Source organism: Streptomyces lydicamycinicus, from assembly GCF_000829715.2.
In the GTDB taxonomy this organism is placed as follows: domain Bacteria; phylum Actinomycetota; class Actinomycetes; order Streptomycetales; family Streptomycetaceae; genus Streptomyces; species Streptomyces lydicamycinicus.
Genome location: NZ_BBNO01000004.1, coordinates 815,678 through 837,761, shown reverse-complemented (window position 1 = coordinate 837,761; position 22,084 = coordinate 815,678). Strand labels below are relative to the sequence as shown.

Annotated in this window: 17 protein-coding genes, 2 tRNA genes and 2 pseudogenes; 10 read left to right on the top strand and 11 right to left on the bottom strand. The window is 70.5% G+C overall.

Going from position 1 to position 22,084, the window contains the following annotated elements:
* The first annotated feature begins 27 nt into the window (after positions 1–27).
* The 7 genes and pseudogenes from TU31_RS16825 (at position 28) to TU31_RS16800 (ending at position 6,502) form a co-directional block, all read left to right on the top strand.
* Entirely contained in the window at positions 28–1,239 is a 1,212-nt protein-coding gene (locus TU31_RS16825; protein ID WP_370682741.1) for an ROK family transcriptional regulator, read from the top strand.
* A 4-nt stretch (positions 1,240–1,243) separates the two neighbouring features.
* Positions 1,244–1,489 (top strand): annotated as a pseudogene (locus TU31_RS36920) (UTRA domain-containing protein); the annotation flags it as partial.
* A 178-nt stretch (positions 1,490–1,667) separates the two neighbouring features.
* Positions 1,668–2,317: pseudogene (locus TU31_RS36215) on the top strand (extracellular solute-binding protein).
* Positions 2,318–2,546: 229 nt separating this feature from the next.
* Positions 2,547–3,326, top strand: coding sequence for an HAD-IIA family hydrolase (locus TU31_RS16815; protein ID WP_042155092.1), 780 nt, complete (start codon positions 2,547–2,549; stop codon positions 3,324–3,326).
* Positions 3,327–3,611: 285 nt separating this feature from the next.
* Positions 3,612–4,082 (top strand): hypothetical protein, encoded by a 471-nt coding sequence (locus TU31_RS16810; RefSeq protein ID WP_158894512.1) that lies wholly within the window; start codon positions 3,612–3,614, stop codon positions 4,080–4,082.
* Positions 4,072–5,139, top strand: coding sequence for a class F sortase (locus tag TU31_RS39770; RefSeq protein WP_245698568.1), 1,068 nt, complete (start codon positions 4,072–4,074; stop codon positions 5,137–5,139). The genes TU31_RS16810 and TU31_RS39770 overlap by 11 nt, the downstream gene beginning before the upstream one ends.
* A 286-nt stretch (positions 5,140–5,425) precedes the next feature.
* Positions 5,426–6,502 carry a glycoside hydrolase family 6 protein gene (locus tag TU31_RS16800; protein WP_042155088.1) on the top strand — a complete coding sequence of 359 codons (1,077 nt, stop codon included), beginning with the start codon at positions 5,426–5,428 and terminating at the stop codon, positions 6,500–6,502.
* 218 nt (positions 6,503–6,720) lie between these two features.
* On the opposite strand, the gene glxA is transcribed toward TU31_RS16800, so the two are convergent.
* The 3 genes from glxA to TU31_RS16785 all read right to left on the bottom strand — a co-directional run bounded on the left by glxA (position 6,721) and on the right by TU31_RS16785 (position 11,854).
* Positions 6,721–8,673 (bottom strand): radical copper oxidase GlxA, encoded by a 1,953-nt coding sequence (gene glxA / locus TU31_RS16795; RefSeq protein ID WP_042155087.1) that lies wholly within the window; start codon positions 8,671–8,673, stop codon positions 6,721–6,723.
* Entirely contained in the window at positions 8,670–10,724 is a 2,055-nt protein-coding gene (locus TU31_RS16790) for a glycosyltransferase family 2 protein (RefSeq protein ID WP_042155085.1), read from the bottom strand. The genes glxA and TU31_RS16790 overlap by 4 nt, the downstream gene beginning before the upstream one ends.
* Positions 10,725–11,780: 1,056 nt before the next feature.
* Positions 11,781–11,854 (bottom strand) — tRNA-Lys (locus TU31_RS16785).
* Between the two features lie 459 nt (positions 11,855–12,313).
* On the opposite strand from TU31_RS16785, the gene TU31_RS16780 reads away from it, so the two are divergent.
* Entirely contained in the window at positions 12,314–12,733 is a 420-nt protein-coding gene (locus TU31_RS16780; protein WP_245698567.1) for an SsgA family sporulation/cell division regulator, read from the top strand.
* Complete coding sequence (locus TU31_RS16775) at positions 12,733–14,232, top strand: hypothetical protein (protein WP_245698583.1); 1,500 nt, start codon at positions 12,733–12,735, stop codon at positions 14,230–14,232. The genes TU31_RS16780 and TU31_RS16775 overlap by 1 nt, the downstream gene beginning before the upstream one ends.
* Before the next feature lie 275 nt (positions 14,233–14,507).
* Here TU31_RS16775 and TU31_RS16770 read toward each other — a convergent pair.
* From TU31_RS16770 to ehuB, 6 genes are all read right to left on the bottom strand, one after another.
* Positions 14,508–14,581 (bottom strand) — tRNA-Lys (locus tag TU31_RS16770).
* A 106-nt stretch (positions 14,582–14,687) separates the two neighbouring features.
* Entirely contained in the window at positions 14,688–15,446 is a 759-nt protein-coding gene (locus tag TU31_RS16765) for an IclR family transcriptional regulator (protein WP_042155081.1), read from the bottom strand.
* A gap of 317 nt (positions 15,447–15,763) precedes the next feature.
* A complete protein-coding gene (ehuA, locus tag TU31_RS16760; protein ID WP_078885815.1) occupies positions 15,764–16,603 on the bottom strand; it encodes an ectoine/hydroxyectoine ABC transporter ATP-binding protein EhuA in 840 nt (279 codons plus the stop codon).
* Complete coding sequence (gene ehuD, locus TU31_RS16755) at positions 16,593–17,210, bottom strand: ectoine/hydroxyectoine ABC transporter permease subunit EhuD (protein WP_042155561.1); 618 nt, start codon at positions 17,208–17,210, stop codon at positions 16,593–16,595. The genes ehuA and ehuD overlap by 11 nt, the downstream gene beginning before the upstream one ends.
* 32 nt (positions 17,211–17,242) lie before the next feature.
* Positions 17,243–17,974 carry an ectoine/hydroxyectoine ABC transporter permease subunit EhuC gene (gene ehuC, locus TU31_RS16750; protein WP_042155079.1) on the bottom strand — a complete coding sequence of 244 codons (732 nt, stop codon included), beginning with the start codon at positions 17,972–17,974 and terminating at the stop codon, positions 17,243–17,245.
* Positions 17,971–18,909 carry an ectoine/hydroxyectoine ABC transporter substrate-binding protein EhuB gene (ehuB, locus tag TU31_RS16745; RefSeq protein ID WP_042155076.1) on the bottom strand — a complete coding sequence of 313 codons (939 nt, stop codon included), beginning with the start codon at positions 18,907–18,909 and terminating at the stop codon, positions 17,971–17,973. Before ehuB ends, ehuC begins: the two co-directional genes overlap by 4 nt.
* Positions 18,910–19,019: 110 nt before the next feature.
* Here ehuB and TU31_RS16740 point away from each other — a divergent pair, with 110 nt between their 5' ends.
* Positions 19,020–19,520, top strand: a complete 501-nt coding sequence (locus tag TU31_RS16740) for a DUF3830 family protein (protein ID WP_042155074.1) — start codon at positions 19,020–19,022, stop codon at positions 19,518–19,520.
* Here TU31_RS16740 and TU31_RS16735 read toward each other — a convergent pair.
* Both TU31_RS16735 and TU31_RS16730 read right to left on the bottom strand, forming a co-directional pair.
* Positions 19,517–20,944, bottom strand: a complete 1,428-nt coding sequence (locus tag TU31_RS16735; protein WP_042155073.1) for an amidase — start codon at positions 20,942–20,944, stop codon at positions 19,517–19,519. The two genes, TU31_RS16740 and TU31_RS16735, sit on opposite strands and share 4 nt — an antisense overlap.
* Positions 20,945–21,026: 82 nt before the next feature.
* Positions 21,027–21,992, bottom strand: coding sequence for a D-2-hydroxyacid dehydrogenase (locus TU31_RS16730; protein WP_042155071.1), 966 nt, complete (start codon positions 21,990–21,992; stop codon positions 21,027–21,029).
* Positions 21,993–22,084: the final 92 nt, after the last annotated feature.

Sequence of the window (22,084 nt, the reverse complement as noted above, 5' to 3'; positions counted from 1 at the left end):
AGTGCAAGCGATGCGGACAATGGGTGGGTGAGCAGCGATGACATCTCCCCGGCGGGGCGCGCCGGAAGTCCGGCCGGCGGCGGGGTTCCGGCCGCCACCGGAACCCCGGCCGCCCCCGGACATCCCGGCGCCAACCTCCCCGCGCTGCGCGGCCACAACGCCGCGCTGGTGCTCGGGCTGCTCCGGGCGGCCGGTGAGCCGGGGCTCAGCCGGCTGGAGCTCGCCGCGCAGACCGGGCTGACCCCCCAGGCCGTCAGCAAGATCACCGCCCGGCTGCGGGCCGAGGGGCTGGCCGTCGAGGCGGGGCGCCGCGCCTCCACGGGCGGGAAGCCCGCCACCGTCCTGCGGCTGGTGCCCGGCGCCCGGCACGCGGTCGGGCTGCACCTGGACCGCGATGAGCTCATCGCCGTACTCGCCGATCTCACCGGCGCCGCCGTTGCCGTACGCCGTGCCCCGCTCGCCTTCGAGGCGGGCGCCGGGCCGGTGCTCGACACCGCCGCACGGGAGGTCGCGGCGCTGCGCGCGGAGGCCGGCGGGCCGCCGGTGCTGGGCGCCGGGGTGGCCTGCCCGGGGCCGCTGGACCACACCGCCGGGGTCCTGCACCGGGTCACCGGCGCACCGCAATGGGACGGTTTCCCGCTGCGGGAGGCGCTCGCCGAACGCCTCGGCCTGCCCGTCGTCCTCGACAAGGACACCAACGCGGCCGCGCTCGGCCTGGCCGAGGGGATGCCGGCCGGTGCCGGCTCGTTCGGCTATCTGCATCTGGGCACCGGCCTGGGCGCCGGGCTCGTCCTGGGCGGCAGCCTCTACCGCGGCCCGCGTACCGGCGCCGGGGAGTTCGGGCACCAGACCGTGCAGTGGGACGGGCCGCGCTGCGGCTGCGGACGGCGCGGCTGCATCGAGGCGCTGTGCCTGGCGGCGGTGGCCCGCGGCGATCTGCCGGGCGCGGCCGCGGTGTTGGGGGCGGGCGCCGCCAACCTCGTCGAGCTGCTGGACATCGACCGGGTGCTGCTCGGCGGGCGCACCGTACTGGCGAACCCCGACGGGTTCCGGTCCGGCGTGGCCGACGTCCTCGACGCCCAGGCCCGCGCCCGCGGCAGGACCGCGGTCCCGGTGGCGCTCGCCCGGGGCGGTGCCCAGGTGGTCGCGGACGGGGCGGCGGAGCTGGTGCTGGCGCCGCTGTTCGGGGGGCGGGGGGCCTCGCTCGGGGCAGCCGGCACTCCTTCCGCCGGGGCGTGAGGGGAGGCTGGAGAGCACCTATGTCGCGGTCGGGCGGGTCCCGGACCTGGACACCGACTTCACGCCGGACTCGTCCTTCTACGCCTGTCTCCACGAGCGGCTCGGTATCGGCTTCGGTGACGCGGACGAGCGGCTGGAGACCGTGCTGGCCACGCCGCGCGAGGCGCTGCTGATCGGTACGCCGGCCGCGCTGCCGATGCTGCTGATCCACCGGCTGTCGCGGGACACCGGGGGCCGTCCCCTGGGGCGCCCTCTTCGCCGGCGCCGCCCTGGCGGTGACGCTGATGGCCGCCACCCTGCTCGTCCTCCTCGTCGTCTCCCGTATCCGCATCAAGGCCACCTATCGCTGAACCCCGCAACCGCCGTGTCTTCCTTAGGAGTTACCTCGCCATGTCCCGCCTCCGCCCCGTCCGCAAGCCGCTCGCCGTCTGCTGCGGCGCCCTCTCACCCTCGGCCTCCCGCTCACCGCCTGCGGCGGCGCCTCCACCGCCGACCCGCACGCCAAGGAGGTCACCGTCTACAGCGCCGACGGCCTCAAGAGCGAGCAGGGCGACGGGTTCTCCGACACGGTCTTCAAGGACTTCGAGAAGAAGACCGGCATCAAGGTCAACTACGTCGAGAGCGGCTCCGGCGCGGCCGTCCAGCGGCTGGCCCGCGAACGGGCCAACACCAAGGCGGATGTGCTCGTCACCCTCCCGCCGTTCATCCAGCAGGCCGAGGGCAAGGGCCTCCTGGACACCTACCGCCCCAAGGGCGCCGACCAGGTCGCCGCCGCGGACAAGGCCCCCTCCGGCAAGTGGACCTCGATCGTCAACAACTACTTCTGCTTCATCTACAACAAGAAGGAACTCAAGCGGGCCCCCGCCACCTGGCAGGACCTGCTGGACGCGTCCAGCGCCAGGTCTCCGCATTGGGCGGCGGCTTCACCGCCCGCAAAGACATCAAGGCCACCGACACCCACGCCGCCGCACTCGCCAAGATCATGAAGAACGTCGACATCTTCCACCCGGACTGGAACGACCTCGACAAGAACCTGGACTCCTACGTGGAGGCCTGGCGGGAGGCTACGGGGGGTTGAGCCGACCGCGCCCGTGCCCCTCGCCTGCGCGGGTATCCCGGCTCGGCCGGCCGCACCGGCGTCCCGGCCGGCCGAAGACCGGGGCGATCACCAGGGTCAGGGGCACGGGGGCTGACTTAGGGTGGGTGCGTCGGCCGTACGTACGACGCGTGGGTTGCCCCGTGTGGTCCACGGCGCGTGCGGGAGGCGGTCGGCGCCCCTGGTCATCACGCACGGCAGGAGTCCGGCAGTGGCAGAGCGCAAGCCGATCGAGTCATGGCTCACCGACATGGACGGCGTCCTGATGCACGAGGGCATTCCGGTTCCCGGCGCGGACGCCTTCATCAAGCGACTGCGGGAATCAGGCAAACCCTTTCTTGTGCTGACCAACAACTCCATCTACACCCCGCGTGATCTGCACGCCCGGCTGAACCGCATCGGCCTGGACGTCCCATGGGAGTCGATCTGGACCTCCGCGCTGGCCACCGCCCAGTTCCTGGACGACCAGCGGCCCTGCGGCACCGCCTACGTCATCGGCGAGGCGGGCCTGACCACCGCCCTGCACGACATCGGCTACGTCCTGACCGACCACTCCCCGGATTACGTGGTCCTCGGCGAGACCCGCACCTACAGCTTCGAGGCCCTGACGAAGGCGATCCGGCTGATCAACGACGGCGCCCGGTTCATCGCCACCAACCCCGACGAGACCGGCCCCTCCCCGCAGGGCGCGCTGCCCGCTACCGGGTCGGTGGCCGCGCTGATCACCAAGGCGACGGGCGTCGACCCGTACTTCGTCGGCAAGCCCAATCCGCTGATGATGCGGCACGGGCTGAACGTCATCGGCGCCCATTCCGAGACCTCCGCGATGATCGGGGACCGTATGGACACCGATGTGCTGGCCGGCCTGGAGGCGGGCATGGAGACCTTCCTCGTCCTGACCGGCCTCACCCGCCCCGAGGAGATCGAACGGCACCCGTTCCGGCCCTCCCGCGTGGTGGACTCGATCGCGGACCTCATCGACCTGGTGTGAGCGGGGCGGTGGGGCGGCCTGGTCCGAGCGGGGCGGAGGCGCGGCCTGGTGTGACCGGGCCGGTGCTGGCCTGAGCCGTGGCCCCGGCCGCTGCCCGGTCCGCGGCCTCATCCGCGGCCTGATCCGGCCGTGGGCCGCCGGTGGCCCAGGAGCCCCACCCGAACGGCGCAGCCTCGGACCGCACCGGATGCGGCCGGGCGCGCGTGGGCGGACCTTCGGAGTTATCGGAGGTTCACCATGCGCTCACGGCAACTTGCTCTCTGTGCCGCGGTCGCGGCGTGCGCGGTGACAACGGCGCCGGCACCCGCGTACGCCGCGGACCATCGCGCCACCGGAACCGCAACGGTCCAGGCCACCCCCGCCTCCCGCGGCACGGACACCTCGCGGGGCCCGGGTGGCACCGCCGGGCGGGCCCTCGTCCGCTCCGTGCCCGTCTACGAGGCATCGCGGTTCGCCCGGGGCGCCGGGAGCCTGACCGCCCGGGCGGGCGCGGGCGAGAACGCAGGCCGCGTCCGCTCCGGCTCGGCACCCGGCGCACATCCGCTTCCGCTCGCTCCGGCCGCCGAAACGGGCAGAGCGGGAGCCGCTGCCCACACCGCCAAAGAAGCCAAAGCCGCATCGAGCCGTGAGCTCAGCAGTACCTCGGCCGTGGGCCTGGTGCTGGCCGGTGGCGCCATCCTGGTCATCGCGGGGCAGCTGCTCCGGCTCCGGCTGAGACTGCGCCGCGAGCGGCGGGGCGACGTCGATGAGCGCTGACGAGGAGGGGCGGGCGAGTGCGGTCGGGGTGACCGCACGACCCGGCGTATCCGACCCGAACGGCAGCGTGGACGGCACGAGGACCGTGGCAGCCGCGCCCAGACGGCTGGGTGGCTCCCGCGCAGCCGGCACCCTTGGCACCCGTAAGACGCTCAACGCCGTTGGCCTACCGGGCACCCATGCCTTCCCCGGCCCCGGCCCCGTTACGGGCACGGGCCTCGGCCGCGGCCCCGAGAGGGACATCGGCCCGGCCCTTACCCCCAACACCGGTACGCGGCCCCTCCGCGACACCGCCCCCGACCCCACCCCCGGAACCGTCCACCGCCCCGGCCGGCTGCTCGCCGGTGTGGCATGGGCGGTGTTGCTGTTGGGGCTGTGGTTGTGGGGCCGTGATCTGGCGGACGAGGTGGCCGCGCAGCTTGCCACGACCGGTGATGTGGCCGCCGCCGGACGCCCGTTGGGCCGGCAGGCGCCTCCGCACGCGCACGCGCCCGTACACGCCGCGACCACCGCACGGCCCGTCCGGATCACCATCGACGCGCTCGGTGTACGGGAGGTTGGCATCACCGAACGCGGCCTCGACGGGGACGGCGTCCTCACCGCTCCCCCGTACACCTCCCCGCAGCCCGTTGGCTGGTACGCCGAGGGGACGCAACCGGGCGAGGCGGGCGCGGCGCTGCTCGTGGCCAGGGCGGACGCCGGAGGCCCGGAAGGCGACCGCCAGGACATGCACGGCCCTGACGTCCAACGGGTCGGTTTCCACCGCCTGTCCCGTCTCAAGCCAGGGGAGCGGGTCGACATCCGGCGCGCCGACGGCAGCACCGTTCGCTTCACCATCGAGGACGTCCAGCTCTACGACCGCCACCGCTTCGACCCGCGCAGGGCCTACGCCGCCCATGACCACGGCCGCTCCGAACTCCGCCTGATCGCCGACGACCACAGCCGCGCCGGTGCCTCCGGCCGGCCGCGCGGCGGCGAAACGACCCACGTGGTCGTGGTGGTCTCCGCCTACCTGACGTCCTACCAGGAGCCCCCGCACGCACCCGGCGGCAACTGAGCCACCTCGCCGCAGCCCGATGCGGTGCGGTGAGGTGCGGTGGGGTCGGGCCCGAAGGGGGCGCGGGGAACTGCGCGCCCCGCCACGACGCAGTCGCAGCCGCAGTCGTAGACGTAGCCGTAGCCGCATGACGGCAACGCGCGGCACCCCTCGGCACCTCCCGCGGAGCGCTCGGTGCGCGGCTCGTCCACAGGCCGACCCGGGCACGTCGGGGTGTGCCACGATGGATGCGGCCGGTGGTCCCCTGCCGACCGTGTTCCGTGTTCGTGCTCCGAGGGGGGAGTGGATGTACGGCAATCTGCGACGGATGGCCGGGGCCGGTGCGCCGGGCGGGTCCCGCGACGGCCGGCGGCGCTCCGCGCATGCCGGTGCGGCACCGTCGAGGGCGATGGTGGGGGCGCTGGCTCTGCTGCTGCTCGCCGGCTGCTCCGACGGCGCCAGTGACGGCAGCGTGCCGGACAGACCCGGCCAACGCCCCAAGTCCGTCGCCCCGTTCTGGGTCAACCCGGACAGCAAGGCGGCCCGTCAGGTGTCCGCGTACGGCAAGGACGGCAAGTCCGGCGACGCCCGCCTGATCAACAAGATCGCGACGCAGCCGGTCGCCGAATGGATAGGCGTCGACGACCCGCAAGGCGAGGCCCGTGGCTTCACCGAGGCGGCCGCCAAGGCCGACCGTGAGGCGCTGCTGGTGCTCTACAACATCCCGCACCGCGACTGCGGCAGCTACTCCAAGGGCGGCGCCGCCGACGGCAACGCGTACCGCGCCTGGCTGGACGGCGTGCTCAAGGGCATCGGCAACCGCGCCACCACCGTGATCCTGGAGCCCGACGCCCTGCCGCACATCGCGGACAAGTGCACCCCGCAGCAGTTCCACGAGGAGCGCTACGCCCTGCTGACGGAGGCGGTCGGCAAGCTCAAGGCGCTGCCGCGCACCAAGGTCTATCTGGACGCCGGCAACCCCCACTGGATCAAGGACCCGGGCCGGATGGTCGAGCCGCTCAAGCGGGCCGGCATCGACCGTGCCGACGGCTTCGCGCTGAACATCTCCAACTACCAGACCACTGCGGAGAACACGAAGTACGGCAAGAAGCTGTCCGCCATGGTCGACGGCAAGCGCTTCGTCATCGACACCAGCCGCAACGGCAACGGCCCGGCCCCCGGCGGCGACGACCCGGAAAACTGGTGCAACCCACCCGGCCGAGCCCTGGGCGCGGCACCCACCACCAAGACCGACGACCCCCAGATAGCCGCCTACCTGTGGATCAAACGCCCCGGCGAGTCGGACGGCACCTGCAAGGGCGGCCCCAAGGCAGGCACCTGGTGGCCCAAGTACGCCCTCGGCCTGGCCCACGGCGCGAAGTAACCACCGCGCCCGGCCGGCGCCCTGCTGTGACGGCGACCCCGGTCGCCGTCACAGCAACCGTCCGCGCCCGCAGCGGGCCGGCCACGAGGCCGGCGGCGCGACGGCGACTGGATTCCCGCCACCACGGCGCACCCACCCCACGGCGAGGGCCCGGTGGATCAGAATCCACCGGGCCCCAACACGGGAGGGCCCGTACGGCCCCTACGGCCCCTGCGCCCCTACTGCCGCTCAGCCGCGACCTTCACCCACACCGCCTTCGACGGAGTCCCCTCCCCGTCCACCGCGTTGAGCATGTACCACCCGGGCGGCACCAGCGAGGGATCCTTCGGCAGGGTGACCGTGACTCCCTTCCCGTCCTTCGTCACCGTGAAGTCCAGCGCGATGGAGCGCTGTTCGATATTGGTGACATGGGTGAACGAGCCGGGCCGCATCAGCCGCATCTTCTTGATGCCGGCGGCGTGCGGGGCGCCGTAGGTCGCGCGCTGCCCCAGCGAGAGCGTCTTCGTCGTGCCGGCCGTCAGCTTCGGGCGTGACGTCCCGTAGAGGTACGGCGGGGTGTAGAGGTCGATCTGCTGCTGGAAGACGCCCGGCTTGGTGTTGTCCTTGTCGGCGAAGAGGGAGTCCGAGCCGAAGGTCATCACCCGGCCGTCGGGCAGCAGCAGCGCACCGGAGTGGTAGTTGCGGCCCACCAGCGGATCGGCCACCTTCCGGGCGGTGTTGGCCGCCGGGTCGTACAGCTCCGCCTTCAGCACGTTGGAGTCACTGCGCCCGCGGTAGTCACCGGAGCCGTTCGTGGTCAGCACGGTGTCGTCCGGCAGGATCACGCTGCTGGGGTAGCGGGCCTTCGCGTACAGCGGCGGGCCGTCCTTGAAGCGCGGCGAGGGGGCGTGCAGATCCACGATCCGGGTTTTGTCCGTGGCCCTCGGGTCCTCGCCGACCCCGCCCCCGCCCAGCACCATGTACCGCTGTTCCTGGGCCGGCGGCAGCAGCACCGACATCGAGGTCTCCAGGATGTTCGGGTCGCTCATCCCGGGCACGAACTGGAACTTGTTGGTCTTCAGGTCCCAGATGCCGGGCTTGCGGCCGATGTTGTCGGGGCCGTAGCCGGCGTTGGAGCCGGTGTAGAAGATCCGGTTCTGGTCGGTGAGGAAGAGCGCCGGGTAGGTCGGGAAGAAGCGTTTCTTGGGCAGATAGCGCCACTTCTTCGTCTTCGGGTCGTAGATCTCCTGCTTGCCGGGGACCACCTGCCCGATCTCGTCCAGCCCGGAGACGGACAGCACCTTGCCGTCCTGAAGCGTGGTGAGCGTCGGGTACCAGCGGGCCTCGTTCATCGGGTCGACGGGCACATAGCGCTCGGCCACCGGGTCGAACTCGAAGCTGTCCTTGATCCCTTGGAAGTCCTTCTTGTCGAAGGACAGCTTCTGCGCGATGCCGTAGAAGTTACGGGCGTCCGCGCCGGTCAGACCGTGGATGCGGTAGTTGTCCTGGGTACCCGTGGAGTGCGACGGGCCGTCCTTGAGGGCCTCGACATAGACCCGGGCCTCGCTGTGCACGACGGTGACCTTGCCGGTCGCCGGGTCGGTCTTCTTCTTCGCCCGGGGCACCACGACCGGGTCCTTCGCGGCGAAGGTCTTGCCGTTCTTCTTGCCGGTGAAGAGCGTGCCTGCCGGGAAGGTCTTCGGGCCGTCCGGGTCCTCGTTGTAGATGATCATGAGGCCGCCGGCCTTCTTCACATCGCCGTTCAGCTTCTCGTAGCGCTGGGTGCCGCCGGCCACCAGCAGCTTGCCGTCCGGGAGCTGGGTGTGCCCGGAGCAGAAGAGGTCCTTGGGGGTGGGGATGTTCTTGAAGGTGTTCTTCTCCGGATCCCACAGGACCGTACGGAACGACTTGGCCTTGAAATTCGCCGCGTTGTTGCCGGAGCCCGCGACCAGCAGCACCTTTCCGGTGTGCAGCAGGGCCGCGTGGATGGTGTTGATGCGGTACTTCTGCGGGACGTCGAGGACATCCCAGTGACCGTTCGACGCCTTGTACTCCGGCTTGTTGATCACGTACTGGTGGTACTGCTCCGAGGCGAAGCCGTAGAGAGCCGGCCCGTTCATCCCGGCCAGCGCGAGCACCACCGCCGTTGCTATCGCCACTCTGCGGGTGCGACGGCTCGGACGGTACTTCATGTGTGACGTCCCCCAAGGGCGATCTGCATGGTCTGTTCAGTGGTGGCGGCCGGGCCGGCGGCCGGGCCGTCGGCCGGAGCGGCGGCTTGGTCAGCGGCCGTGGCGGGAGATCCCTCGCCATCAGCCGTCGCGGAAGAGCCCTCGCCGTCGGCCGTCGCGGAAGAGCCCTCGCCGTCGGCCGTGGTGGGAGAGCCACCGGCCGCGTCCGCGGACCCCCCGCCGCCGTCCGTGGCATCGGAGCCGGTGCCGGCCGCGTTCCGCTTCCGCTTCTCGTCGCGTACGGTCCGCCGCCAGGCGTAGATCGGTGCGGCGGTGATCAGCATCGCGAGGATGGCCCAGATGACCATCGCCGGATGGCTGTGCCCCAGCACGAACGAGGCGATCAGCGAGCCCCCGAAGACGACCAGGAAGAACAGATGCACCCGGAACGTCCCGAAGAGGGTGTCCGGGCTGGACGAGTCGCCCTTCGGCGTGACCACGAACTTGCTCTTGCGGCGCAGCGCCGCATCGAACAGCGACCGGGCGTAGATCGGCGCGGACAGCGCGGACATCACCATGCCGGCGACACCGCCGGAGCCCTCCGGCTCGTGGGGGGAGACATTGTGCCGCCGGTTCCAGATGTACAGGCCGATCTGGAGTGCCGAGGCGTTGCCGTACAGCATCATCCACACCGTCGGATCGATCTCCACACCCGAGGCGCCGAGACCCAGGAACAGCGCACAACTCAGCGCCGCCAGAATCCAGTTCAGCGCCGACATCGGGTAGAAGATCACCATCATGGTGTAGTTGACCAGCCGGCCGAACGGCAGGGTGAACGGCGCCTTCCAGAACTGCTTGAGAATCGTCTCGTACGTCCCGCGGGACCAGCGCAGTTGCTGGGTGAAGAAGTCCGTCCAGGCCGTGGGCCCCTCGCCGACCGCGAGCACGTCCGGGGTGTAGACCGAGCGCCACTTCTTCCCGGTCTGCGGATTGCGGTGCCGGTGGATCTCGAACCCGGTCGCCATGTCCTCGGTGATCGAGTCGTACAGCCCGCCGATCTGCTTGAGCGCGCTGATGCGTACGGCGTTGGAGGTGCCGACGAACATCGGCGCGCCGTAGCGGTTGCCGGCCCGCTGGATCAGCGCGTGGAAGAGGAACTGCTGGGACTCGGCGGCCTTGGTGACGAAGGTGTCGTAATTGCCGTACACCTGGGGGCCGATGACGAAGCCCACGTCCGGGTCGCGGAAGAAGCCCAGCATCCGCTCCAGGTAGTTGGGCAGCGGGACATGGTCGGTGTCGACGGAGGCGAAGTAGTCGTAGTCGTCGCCGTGCGCCGCCAGCCAGGCGTTGTAGTTGCCGTGCTTGGTCTTGGCGCGGTGCGGCCCCTTGGGCTGGTTCCACTCCGGGATGCCCTTACGGGAGAAGTGGTGCACGCCCAGACGCCGGCAGACCTCTTTGACCTCGGGGTCGTCGCCCTCGTCCAGCAGCCATATGTGCAGCAGCCCGCGGTGACGTATCTTGACCGCCGCCTCCAGCGTCTTCGTGACCATGGCCAGGGGTTCCTTGCCCGGCACGAAGGAGGTGAGGAAGGCGACGCGGGTGCCGCTCTCGGGTATGACGGGTATGGGGTCGCGGGCGACGAGGGTGGCATGCGCGTTGGACAGCACATTCATGCACCGGAAGAACTCGATCAGCCCGATCGCGACCAGCATGACGACGTCCAGCACCGGCAGGAACTCGTAGGCGGGGTAGTCGCGTTCGGTCCAGTGGTTCGGCTGCATCAGCCAGATCAGCAGCCCGAACGAGAGCAGCGGCGCGGCACCGAGCAGCAGCGCGGCCCGGATACGGTGCGGCTCGTCGGCGAGCAGCGAGCGATAGCGCACCTTGTACGGCTTGTCCGGGTCGGGCTGGGTGAGCGGCCCGGCGAGTCTGCTGTAGTGCTCGTAGTCGTAGCGCGGCAGCGGCTTGCGCGGGGTGCGCCGCTGCCGGTGCTGACGTGGCACCCGCAGGCGCGCGGTGGCGGACGAATCGTACGAGTGCTGCGGCCGGGCACCCTCAGGTGGCGACGTCATGGGTCCATCCCCCCGCACGCAACTGGCTGCGTGCCGTGTGCTGATAGCCCGATTTCCCGGTCCCCTCGACCGACTCGGGCTCACTGGTCTCGGCCGTCCGCACCTGCGACGGTGACGGCCATGTTCCGGTGGTGTGAGGAACGCCCCGTAATCCTGCCAAGCAGCGGGTTCCCCGCGTTCACATCACGCCAACCGGCGTATCCCTTTCTTCCCACTCCTGGGAACCCCGCCGCATTTCGACCGAGTTCCCAGGTCAGAGTGCCGAACGGTCCAGCCGATTGCAAGATGCAACACAAGGTACGCAGGCCAAAAGAGGCAATATCCGGACGCCATATGGCGCCTGGCGCAGTGCTTTGACCTGGAACGGCAGCTGATTTCCGGCTTGTTGACAGTTCGTGTCTCAATAACTGGAATAGCATGCTCCGTAAGCGTAGAGTTACCCTTCCGGTAAAGGCAACGCCGCTCGTTCGTAAAAGTCCGTCGACAACTGGCAATGCAATAAGGAGAGTCGGCGGATTCGGACACGCAGGGCAGCATGATTTGCGCTTCGAGGCGGCACGGCCGTACGGACCGGCAGGCACCTTTGTGGCCGTGCGTGCGATTTGGAACAGTATCTGAAGGAATTCACCTGCAAAACAGGGGATGGGCAGATCCGCGACGGAATCGACATGAACCGCCGAGTCCCTGTAAGTGACCTGCCAGTACGGGGAATTGGCTGAAGGTCGGGCCCAGTGCCCCGGCGTCTGCGCCACCCCCTCGACAGCGCGGCGGGTTCGGTGACACCGTGTCCGGCTTCCCGTGGGGGGCGGGCGTGGTGGTGTCGGCCGGTGGTGCCGATGGGTGGCCCCTGGGGGTGGCCCCGGTCTCCAGGGGGGCAGCTCGTCGCGGCATGCGGCATGCGGCGGGCCGACAGCATGAGGTGCGCGGTGCGTGGCGTACAGCGCCGCCACGCCTCGTACATATGTTCCACCCCGGCGGCGATCTTGCGCCCTCGCCCCCCATGTGGCCGGACGTACGACTGAGGCCCCTCGCGTGGCGAGGGGCCTCAGTGTGTCGTGCGCCGCCAGGGACTCGAACCCCGGACCCGCTGATTAAGAGTCAGCTGCTCTAACCAACTGAGCTAGCGGCGCGTGCTGACCTGAAGAACTTTACACGAACTCGGGGGGTGCTCCGTACCCGCGACCGCCCCGCTCACGCGCTCGGCCGATGTGATCCCTGCCACTCGCGGCGCCTCTCTGGTCGCTCCTCTTGTTCCGGGAGGACCTCCGGGCATACGGAACAAAAGCCACTTGATCTTGAGGTCTCCCCTCAATGACCGCCCGAACCATTCGCCAAAGTGCCGCTTCATCCCTTTCCGTCCCCATATCCCACCAGTTGCCCCGTCAGCATGCGGTATCTCCTGCCGGTTGAGAGGCTGAGGCGAGCGCTGGGACGCAAGAACTGAACATTGTCCAGAGGGCGCCGGCCATGGCGTCCGTCACTCCTCTTGCGCCTGCCGCAACCCCACCCTCCACAGCAACGTCTGCCAGGACGCGCAGCCCCGGACCGGGTCCCCGGGACTCGCCCCTCCGTCGGAAAGGTTGATCGTCGTGGTGTCGACAGCCAAGCGCACCCTTGAGATGCGGCTCCTCCTCGGGCCGGACGAAGCAGTTCCGGTGGCCGGCCGGTTCAGCTACCGCAGTGACCGCCCGTACGAGGTCGAGGTCGCCTTCATCAGCCGCGGCCAGACGGTCGCCACCTGGCTGTTCGCCCGCGAGCTCCTGCTGGCCGGGCTGCATGACGAGGCAGGGGAGGGGGACGTGCGGGTGTGGTCCTTCCGCCGGCCGGGCGAATCGCGCCGCGTACATATCGAGCTGTCCACCGACGACAGCGTCTGCGAGCTCTCGGTGCGCGCGACGGAGCTGACCGCCTGGCTGGAGCAGACCGCCGCGATCGTGCCGCCCGGCCATGAGGGCGGCTACCTCGACATGGACGCCCACCTGGCCCGGCTGTTCGCTGGGAAGTGCTGATGGGGGACACGGCAATCACGAAGACGACCACGGCCCAGCCGGTGACGGCGGCCGAGCCGGTGACGACGGCCGGACCGGTGAAAGCGACTGGACCGGCGACGGTGACGACGGCCGGGCCCGGCGCGCCCGGCCCCTCCCGCCCGGCCCACGCAGCGGCCCTCCCCGTGACGAGCCCCGGTGCCTCGCCCGCCACCACGGAGCCCGCCCCCGGTATACCGCCCGGCGTCGGCATGCCACCCGGCCCCGGCATACCGTCCGCCGCCGGCACCCCGCCCCCCGCCTCTGCGCCCGCCGCCACCCCCACCTCCCCGCTACCGGCCCCACGCCGCGCCACGGGCTCGGCCCGAGCGGAGGAGACCGCCCCGCTGGCCGGCCGGGAGGGCAAGGGGCAGTCGGCCGCCGCCCGGCCGGGGCGTGCCGGCGGGGAGCCCGACGGGCCCGCCGACGCCGCCACGACCGCCCCGCACGACCCCTGTGCGCATGGCTTTCTGCCCGAGCGGCCGCCCGTACGCTCCCTGATCGGCACCTGGACCCGGCTGGATGCCATGGCCCGCGCGGCCGCGGTCGCGCCCGACCGGGAGGCCGCCGTCGCGCTCGTCGAACGGGCGCGTCACGCCGATGAGTTGGCCGCGCTCCGGCAGCGCGTCTCCCGGCTCTCGCTGCGCAACGCGGAGGCCGCCGCCATGCGGATCGCGGTCATCGCGGTGTCCTGCGGCTGGTGCGGGATCGACCCCCAGGCGCCGGCCGCACGAGAGGTCGCCGACGAGGCGTTCCTCGACCTCTGGGCGGCGATCGCGCACCGTATCGGCCACGACCAGTTCGTCGCGCTGCCCACCCTCGCGCTCCACAACTGGGCCCCGGAACGCAAACCCCGCCGCCATATCCCCATCGACCAACTGGCCCGCACCGAAACGCTCGTACCGATAGTCCGCTGGGCCCCGGAAGGGCAACCGCTGAGCCGGCTGGACCGGTTGATGCTGGCCGCGACCCGCCTGGAGGCGCACGGGATCTGGCTCTTCCGGCTCGCCGAGACCCTGGCCGGCCGGTCGCCCGACGACTCCTCCACCCCGACGGCGCTGCGCCGGCTGGTCAGGGTCCAGCACGCGCTGCGCGCCCAGCTCGTCGCCGAGGCGGCGGAACTGGCGGCCGCGCCGGCCACCCCGCAGCAGCGCGCGGTACTCGGCGCGCTCGCCGGACAGGGTGCCCTGGAACCACCGGTGCTCCAGGCGGCCGACGCCGTACTCGGCATCGGCGCCCGGCGTCTGCGGGAGGGCCGGCGACAGCTGCTGCGCCGCCATCTCCCGGCGCAGCACCGTGCCTGGCTCAGCGCGATGGACCGCCACTGCGCCCCGGTGCGTACCCTCGCCCACCGCGGCGGCCCCGACGCCGCCGTCTACCGCGAGGCCCAGGAGTCCCTGATCGCGCTACGCCGGACCTATACGGCCCTGGTGCAGGCCGCGGCCCGCCCCACGGAGGTTCCCCTCACGCGGGCGGCCTGACCCGAAGCCCTCCTCCGCCCGCGCCCCCGCCCCCTGTCGTGCCTCAAAACGGTCGCCGTCGGTGCGGCCCTCACCCTGCCCTCACCCGGGCACCAAGCTCCCCCCCCCCGGGGGCAGGGCAACGCGCTCTACGCCGGCTCGGACGTCGACCTCTCCTGACGCCACCGCCGGGCGGTGCCGGAAGGGGCCGGCCCCCCGCGCCGGTGATCCTGTCCGTATCTCCGGACACAACGAAGTGGGCGTTTCCGGAGAACCGGAAACGCCCACTCGATACGTGCGCCGCCAGGGACTCGAACCCCGGACCCGCTGATTAAGAGTCAGCTGCTCTAACCAACTGAGCTAGCGGCGCGCGCTGACGAAAGAAATACTACCTGGTCGAGAGGGGTGCTCAGAACCATGGCCGCGGAGCGGTGCCCTCCGTAACCGCCGGCCGTGCGACGCGGCCCGTGCCCGGCTCAGATCGCCAGGGACAGCAGGACCGGGGCGGCCTGACGGTTGAGGGTGTCGGCCGCCTGGCGCAGCCGGTGGGCGTGCTCCAGCGGCATCGACAGCGCGAGGCAGCCGACCGTCGCACCGGCGGTGATCGGGACCGCCGCGCAGACCGTGCCCACGGCGTACTCCTGGAGATCGAGAACGGGGACCGTGGGCGGCTGGCTGTCGAGCTTGTGGAACAGGACCTTCTCGTTGGTGATCGTCCGCGAGGTGAGCCGGGCGGTCTTGTGGCGGGAGAGATGATCCTTGCGGCCGTCGTGGTCGAGCTGCGCGAGCAGGCACTTGCCGACCGCGCTGGCGTGCGCCGTGCGGTGGAATTCCGCCCACTCGTTGACCTTGGGGGCCAGCGGTCCGTCGGCGTAGTGGAGGATCTTCACCTCGCCGTCGATGTACCGGCTGATGTAGACCGCCGCGCCGACCGAGTCGCGCAGCTGGTCGAGGGTGAGCTGGAGCTTGTCACGCAGCGCCTGGTCGCGGTCGCCGCCCGAGCCGAGGAGCAGGAGCGATTCGCCGATGACATACGCGCCGTCGGTGACCTGCTCGACATAGCCCTCGCGCCGGAGCATCGCCAGCATGTGGCCGAGCTGGCCCGGGGACAGGCCCGTCTCGCGGGCGATCTGCGCATCGGTCACGCCCTCGGCGTGCCTGGAGACCGTTTCGAGCACGCGAAGGGCGTACTGCACCGAATGGAACGGCGCGGTCGGCTCGGGCTTCAGCGCCACGGTGTCCCCCTAGCAGGTTGTTACCGCTTGCGTCGTGACCGCCGTCGATGGTCACGGCCGGGGCTGGCGCGGCCGCTCCCGGGCAACGGGGCTTCCCTCACGATAGCGGCCAACCGCCCTCGGGGGAGAGGGTCTTGACCGAAAAGAAGCGGGCCCCGGTCAGCTGTACTGGGGCGCGCGACCTTGGCATATGCCAAGGTCACAGTGCCGGGCCCGCAGGGGCGGTACGCCGTACGGTCGCCGGCCCCCGGAAGGGAAAGGGTGGCGGGCCCCCGGCGAGGACCCACCACCCGAACTCACCGCCTGCTGTGTGCTGTTCAGAGCACGGCGCTCAGGAATTCCCGGGTGCGCTCGTGTTCCGGCTCCGTGAAGATCTTCTCCGGGGAACCGGATTCGATGACCCGGCCGGCGTCGAACATCAGGACGTCGTCGGAGATGTCCCGGGCGAAGTTCATCTCATGGGTGACGCAGAGCATGGTGATGTCCGTGGTGTGCGCGATGTCCCGCAGGACGTCGAGCACCCCGGCCACCAGCTCGGGGTCGAGCGCCGAGGTCACCTCGTCCAGCAGCAGCACCTGGGGGCGCATCGCCAGCGCGCGGGCGATGGCGACCCGCTGCTGCTGGCCGCCGGAGAGCTGGGTCGGGTACTTGTCGAGGTGCTCGGTCAGGCCCACCAGGTCGAGGAGTTCGCGGGCCCGCTCCTCGGCGGCGTCCTTCTCCATCCCCAGGACGTGGACCGGCGCCTCGGTGATGTTCCGCAGCACCTTCATGTTGGGGAAGAGGTTGAACTGTTGGAACACCATGCCGATGTTCTTGCGCACCTCGCGGATGTGCTTCTCCCCGGCCGGTACGAGCTTGCCGCCCTTCTCCTCGTGCGTGAGATAGGAGCCGCCGACCTTGATGGTGCCCTCGTCGGGCTTCAGCAGCGTCATCAGCAGCCGCAGAATCGTGGTCTTGCCGGAGCCGGACGGGCCGATGAGGGTGACGTGCTTGCCCGAGGAGACGGTGAAGTCCAGGGAGTCCAGGACGGTGTTGGTCCCGAACCGCTTGGTGACGTGGTCAAAGCGGATCAGCTCGGTGCCCCCGGACTCCGTCCGGGAGGTGCCGCCATCCGCCGAGGGGGTCGTTTCGTTCGAGGGGGTGTTGTCAGCGGACAAGACGACGCTCCAGGGCTCGCAGGAGGAGAGAAGTGGGGTAGGAGATGACTACGAAGAGGATGCCGACGACGGTGATCGGCTCCAGGTAGTCGAAGGTGGTGGCGCTGATGCTGTTCGCCTGGAACAGCATGTCGGCGACGGTGATACCGGCCAGCAGCGGCGTGTCCTTGAACATCGCGATGACGTAGTTGCCGAGCGCGGGTACCACCCGGCGGAACGCCTGCGGCAGGATCACCGCGATCCAGGTGCGCCGGCGCGGCAGGTTCAGCGCCGTGGCGGCCTCCCACTGTCCGGGCGGCACCCCGTCGATACCGGCGCGGTAGACCTCGGAGGTGTACGTCGAGTAGTGCAGCCCCAGGCCGATGACGCCGGTGGTCAGCGGCGCGAAGGTGAGCCCCCAGCCGGGCAGCACGAAGAACAGGAAGAACAGCTGCACCAGCAGCGGGGTGTTGCGGACGAACTCGACGAAGACGCTGACCGGCCAGGTCACCCAGCGGCTCCGCGAGCGCAGGGCCATCGCCCAGACCAGCCCGAGCGCGAAGGACACCAGCGAGCCGTAGAACGTCGCCTGGATGGTGATCCACAGCCCCTTGAGGATCTCGGGCATGATCTCCCCGATGTAGCTCCATGACCAGTTGTTCACGGCTTTCCTCCGGTGGCCAGTGCCTCGGGGCCCTGCTTCTCGACGGGCAGTTTGCGGGAGAACCAGCCCTCACCCTTGGGTACCGACCGGCCGACCGAAGCCTTGGCGCGGCGTTCGAGTACCCGCATGATCCGGGTCAGCACGAACGCGACCGCGAAGTACAGGACGAGGATGATTCCGTAGATCTCGGCGCTCTGGCCGGTCGACAGCCGGGCCAGCTTGGCCTGGAAGGTGAGTTCACCGATCGACAGCAGCGACGCCAGCGCGGTGCCCTTGAGCAGCTCGATCAGCAGGTTGTTGAACGGCGGCATCATCTCGGGGACGGCCTGCGGCAGGATCACCTTCCGCAGCCGCTGCCAGGGCGTGAAGCTCAGCGCGATGGCCGCCTCCCGCTGGGCAGGGGCCACCGCCTGGAGCGCGCCGCGGACGACCTCGGAGCCGTACGCGCCGTACGACAGCCCCAGCGCCAGGGTGCCCGCCCAGATGCCGACCAGCTGCCAGCCCAGCAGCGGCAGCGCGAAGAACAGCCAGAACATCAGGACCAGTGCCGACGTGCCGCGGAAGAACTCCACATAGACACCCGACAGGAAGCGCACGATCCAGAACCGCGAGGTGCGTGACAGGCCGATGCCGAAGGCGACGACAGCGGCCAGAGCGGCGCTGTAGACCATCAGCTGGATGGTGATCCACAGCCCTTCGAAGAACAGTTCCCACAGCGCGCCGGTCACTTCTTGCAGAGCTCCTTCGCCGTGAGGTCGGTCATGAACTCCTCGGTGAAGCCGTACGGCTTGGCGATACGCAGGAGTTCGCCGCTCTTCTTCATCTTCTGCAGCTCGTTGTTGAAGGCGTCGCGGAGCTTGGTCTCGCCGAGCCGGAAGCCGTAGCCGCCGCCGTCCCGCTGGGGCTTCCCGTCGACCTCCGGTGTGAAGGGCCGGGTCATCTCCACCTTGGGGTGCCCACCGGTCTTCAGCGCCTCGATCATGGTCAGCGCGGTGCCGGCGAAGACGTCGATACGGCCCGCTTCCAGGGCCTCCATCCCGGCGATCTGGTCACCGTAGGTCTGGATGTCGCCCTTCTTGACGCCATTGCCGACCGCGTAGTCGATCTCCGCATAGCCGATACCGGAACCCATCCGGTATTTCCCCTTGGCGATGTCCGCATAGGAATGGATGTTGTCCGGGTTTCCCTTTCGTACGAGGAAGGCGTCCTTGCTCTCGTAGTCCGGGTCGGAGAAGAGGACGGCCGCACAGCGGGCCTTGTTGATGAACATGCCCGCGACGATCACGTCGTACTGGAAGGAATGCAGACCGGGCACCAGTGCACCGAATTCGACCGGTACCGGCTCGAAATTCTTGATCCCCAGCCGCCGGAAGATCGTCTTGGCGACGGCCGGGGCCTCGCCGGTCAGCTCGCCCTTGCTGTTGATCGAGGCGTAGGGCGGTTCGCTGGCGATTCCCATGCGAATGGTGCCCTTTTTCCGCAGATCCTCAAGGAGATGTCCGCCGCCGGTCGCGCCCGAGACATCGACCTGTGAGCAGCCCGTGACCGCTCCCACCGCACCCGCTGCGCCGAGCGCCGCTACCCCCGCGAGCAGCGAGCGGCGGCGGATGCCGCTTGCCAATTTTCTCTTGATCATTTTGGTGTTCTCCTGTGGTGGAGCCATGGGCGCGCGGCTACCCGAACGCCTCACACATATGCCGATCGTTTCCAGCCCTTGATAGAAGCGCCTCGGACTTGTTCCGTACGCCGGTATTGCCCACCTACGATCGGGGCATGACCGATCGCTTCATCGAAGTCTCCCTGGACAAGCGCGGCGTGAGCTGCACGGCCAAGTTGCTCGACGACCGCGCGCCGATCACCTGCAATGCCGTATGGGACGCCCTCCCACTCGGCGGCGACGTCTATCACGCCAAGTACGCCCGCAATGAGATCTACGCGCTGATGGAGCCGTTCGCTCCGGAGGAGCCGCCGCTGGAGAATCCGACGATCACCCCGATCCCCGGCGATCTGTGCTACTTCACCTTCACCGACACCCAACTCGGCACCAAGTCCTACGGTTACGAGAGCCAGGCCGCACACCAGGGCCGCGCCACCGTCGTCGATCTCGCGCTCTTCTACGAGCGCAACAATCTACTGATCAACGGTGACGCGGGCTGGGTTCCGGGCATCGTGTGGGGCAGTGTCGTCGACGGCCTGGACCGGATGGCCGATGCCTGTCAGGACCTGTGGCGGGCCGGCGCCCTGGGCGAGACCCTCAACTTCCGGCGGATCTAGGGCGCGCCCCAGGCGGCAGGCGGCGCGGGGATCGCCGCGGTCCCCGCCTCGTAGAGGGCATGCGCGGCGCGCAGCACCAGCGCGTCCGCGTGCCGTGCGCCGACCAGCTGGACGCCGATCGGCAGCCCGTCCGCGTCCACCCCGCAGGGCAGCGACGCGGCCGGCTGCTGGGTGAGGTTGAAGGGGTAGGTGAACGGCGTCCAGCCCGTCCAGCGGGTGTGACCGGAGCCGGCCGGGACCTCGGCGCCCGCTTCGAAGGCGGTGATCGGCACGGTCGGCGTCACCAGCAGGTCGTAGGCGCTGTGGAAGCGGCCCATGGCCTGACCGAGCGCCATCCGGGTATCGACCGCGGCGAGATAGTCCAGCGCGCTGTAGCGGGCGCCCTGCTCGCAGATCTCCCGCAGCCCCGGGTCGAGCAGCGCCCGGTCCGCGTCGTCCAGATGCTGCACCACCCGGGCCGCGCCGCTGAACCACAGCGTGTGGAAGGCCTCCACCGGGTCGGTGATACCGGGGTCGATCTCCTCGACGACCGCGCCGAGCCCGGCGAGCGTGTCGACGGCCGACCGGACCGCTTCGGCGACCTCCGGCGCCACCGGCACGTCCCAGCCGAGCGACGGGCTGAACGCCACCCGCAGTCCGGAGACCGTCCCGGCCAGCGCCTCCCGGAACGAGCCGGCGGCCGGCCCGAGCTGGGACCAGTCCCGCCAGTCCGCCCCGCAGATCACCTCCATCATCAGCGCCGCGTCCGCCGCGTCCCGGGTCATCGGCCCGACATGCGCCAGGGTCCCGAAGGGGCTCGCCGGATAGAGCGGTACCCGCCCGTAGGTCGCCTTGAGCGCGAAGATCCCGCAGAACGACGCCGGGATCCGCACCGAGCCACCGCCGTCCGTGCCCAGGCTCAGCGGGCCCGCGCCCAGCGCCACCGCCGCCGCGCTGCCGCCGCTGGAGCCGCCCGCGGTGCGCGCCGGGTCGTACGGATTGCCCGTCACCCCGTGCCGCGGACTGTCGGTGACGCCCTTCCAGCCGAACTCCGGGGTGGTGGTCTTGCCGACGAACACCGCACCGGCCTCCCGCAGCCGGGCGACCGACGGCGCGTCCTCCTCCCACGGCCCCTCGGCCCGGACCGTGCGCGAACCCCGCAGCGTCGGGGTGCCCCGGGTCAGGATCAGGTCCTTGACGGTGACCGGCACCCCGTCCACCGGCCCGGCCGGCTCCTTGGCCCGCCAGCGCTCCGCCGACTCCTTGGCGCCGGACAGCGCCTCGTCCGCGTCGATCCGGGTGAAGCAGTTCGTCGCGGCCTGCGCGGCCTCGGCGCGTTCCAGCACCGCCCGGACCGCCTCGACGGGGGAGAACTCGCCGGCCGCGTACCCGGCCGTGAGCCGGGTGGCGCTGAGGTCGGCGAGGTGGGTCGGTTCGGTGGTCATGCGTCCTCCGAGCGTTGGCCGCCCCGGACGGGACGGCGGCGGGGGAGCGCGGCTGCCGCGCCGGGGGCCGGCAGCCGGCCCGTCACTGCACCGGCACGTACCCGAGCCGCTTGTCGACGAGGTTGTCCAGCGGCTCGCCCGCCGACCACCGCTCGAAGTTGTCCTGGAACTGCTCGGCGAGGGCGTCCCGCCAGCCCAGGGTGTCGCCGCTCATGTGGGGCGAGACGATCAGATGCGGGACGTCCCACAGGGGGCTGTCCGGGGTGAGCGGCTCCTCCTCGAAGACGTCCAGTGCCGCCGCCGCGATCCGCCACTCGCGCAGCGCCGCGATCAGCGCGTCCTCGACCACCAGCGGCCCGCGTCCGACGTTGATGAACCGGGCCCGCGGCGGCATCCTGGCGAACGCCGCCTTGTCGAAGAGGCCGCGGGTGGCCTCGGTCAGGGGCGCCGCGCAGATCACCCAATCCGCCTGGGACAGCAGGTCGTTCAGCGCCTCACTCGCGTGGACGAGGCCGAACCGCGGATCGTCCGGACGCTCCCGGCGGCCGACCAGATCGACCTTGACACCGAGTGCCAGGAGGGTGCTGCCGATGGCCCGGCCGATCGGCCCGGAGCCCACCACGACGGCCCGGCTGCCGGCCAGCCGCAGGGTCTCGCGATGCTGCCAGCGCCGCTGCCGCTGGAGCTCCCAACTTCCGTAGAAGTCCTTGGCCATGGCGATCACGAGACCGGCCACGTACTCTGCGATCGGCTGCTCGAAGACCCCCCGGGCGTTGGTCACCAGGGTGTCGTCGGCGACCAGTGCCGGGCACAGGAGCTGATCCACACCGGCGCTCGCGGTGTGCACCCAGCCGGGCCTGGGGCCCTTCTCGGGCCAGGCTCTGCGGATCGCATCGGAAGTGAAGTCCCAGGCCAACAGCACGTCGGCGGTGGGCAGTCGGTCGGCGAGCGAGTCCTCATCGGTGAAGATCACCCGGGCCCGGCCGGCGAGCCGGTCCAGCTTCGGCGGCGGGTCGGATCCGAGGACGAGGACGGTGCGTTCGGACATAGGCCAGAAACCGTTCTGAAACGTGAGCCCCTTTCACTGAAAAGGGGCGCCGACAGATGCCTGAGATGCGAGGATTGACCACGCTAGGAAGT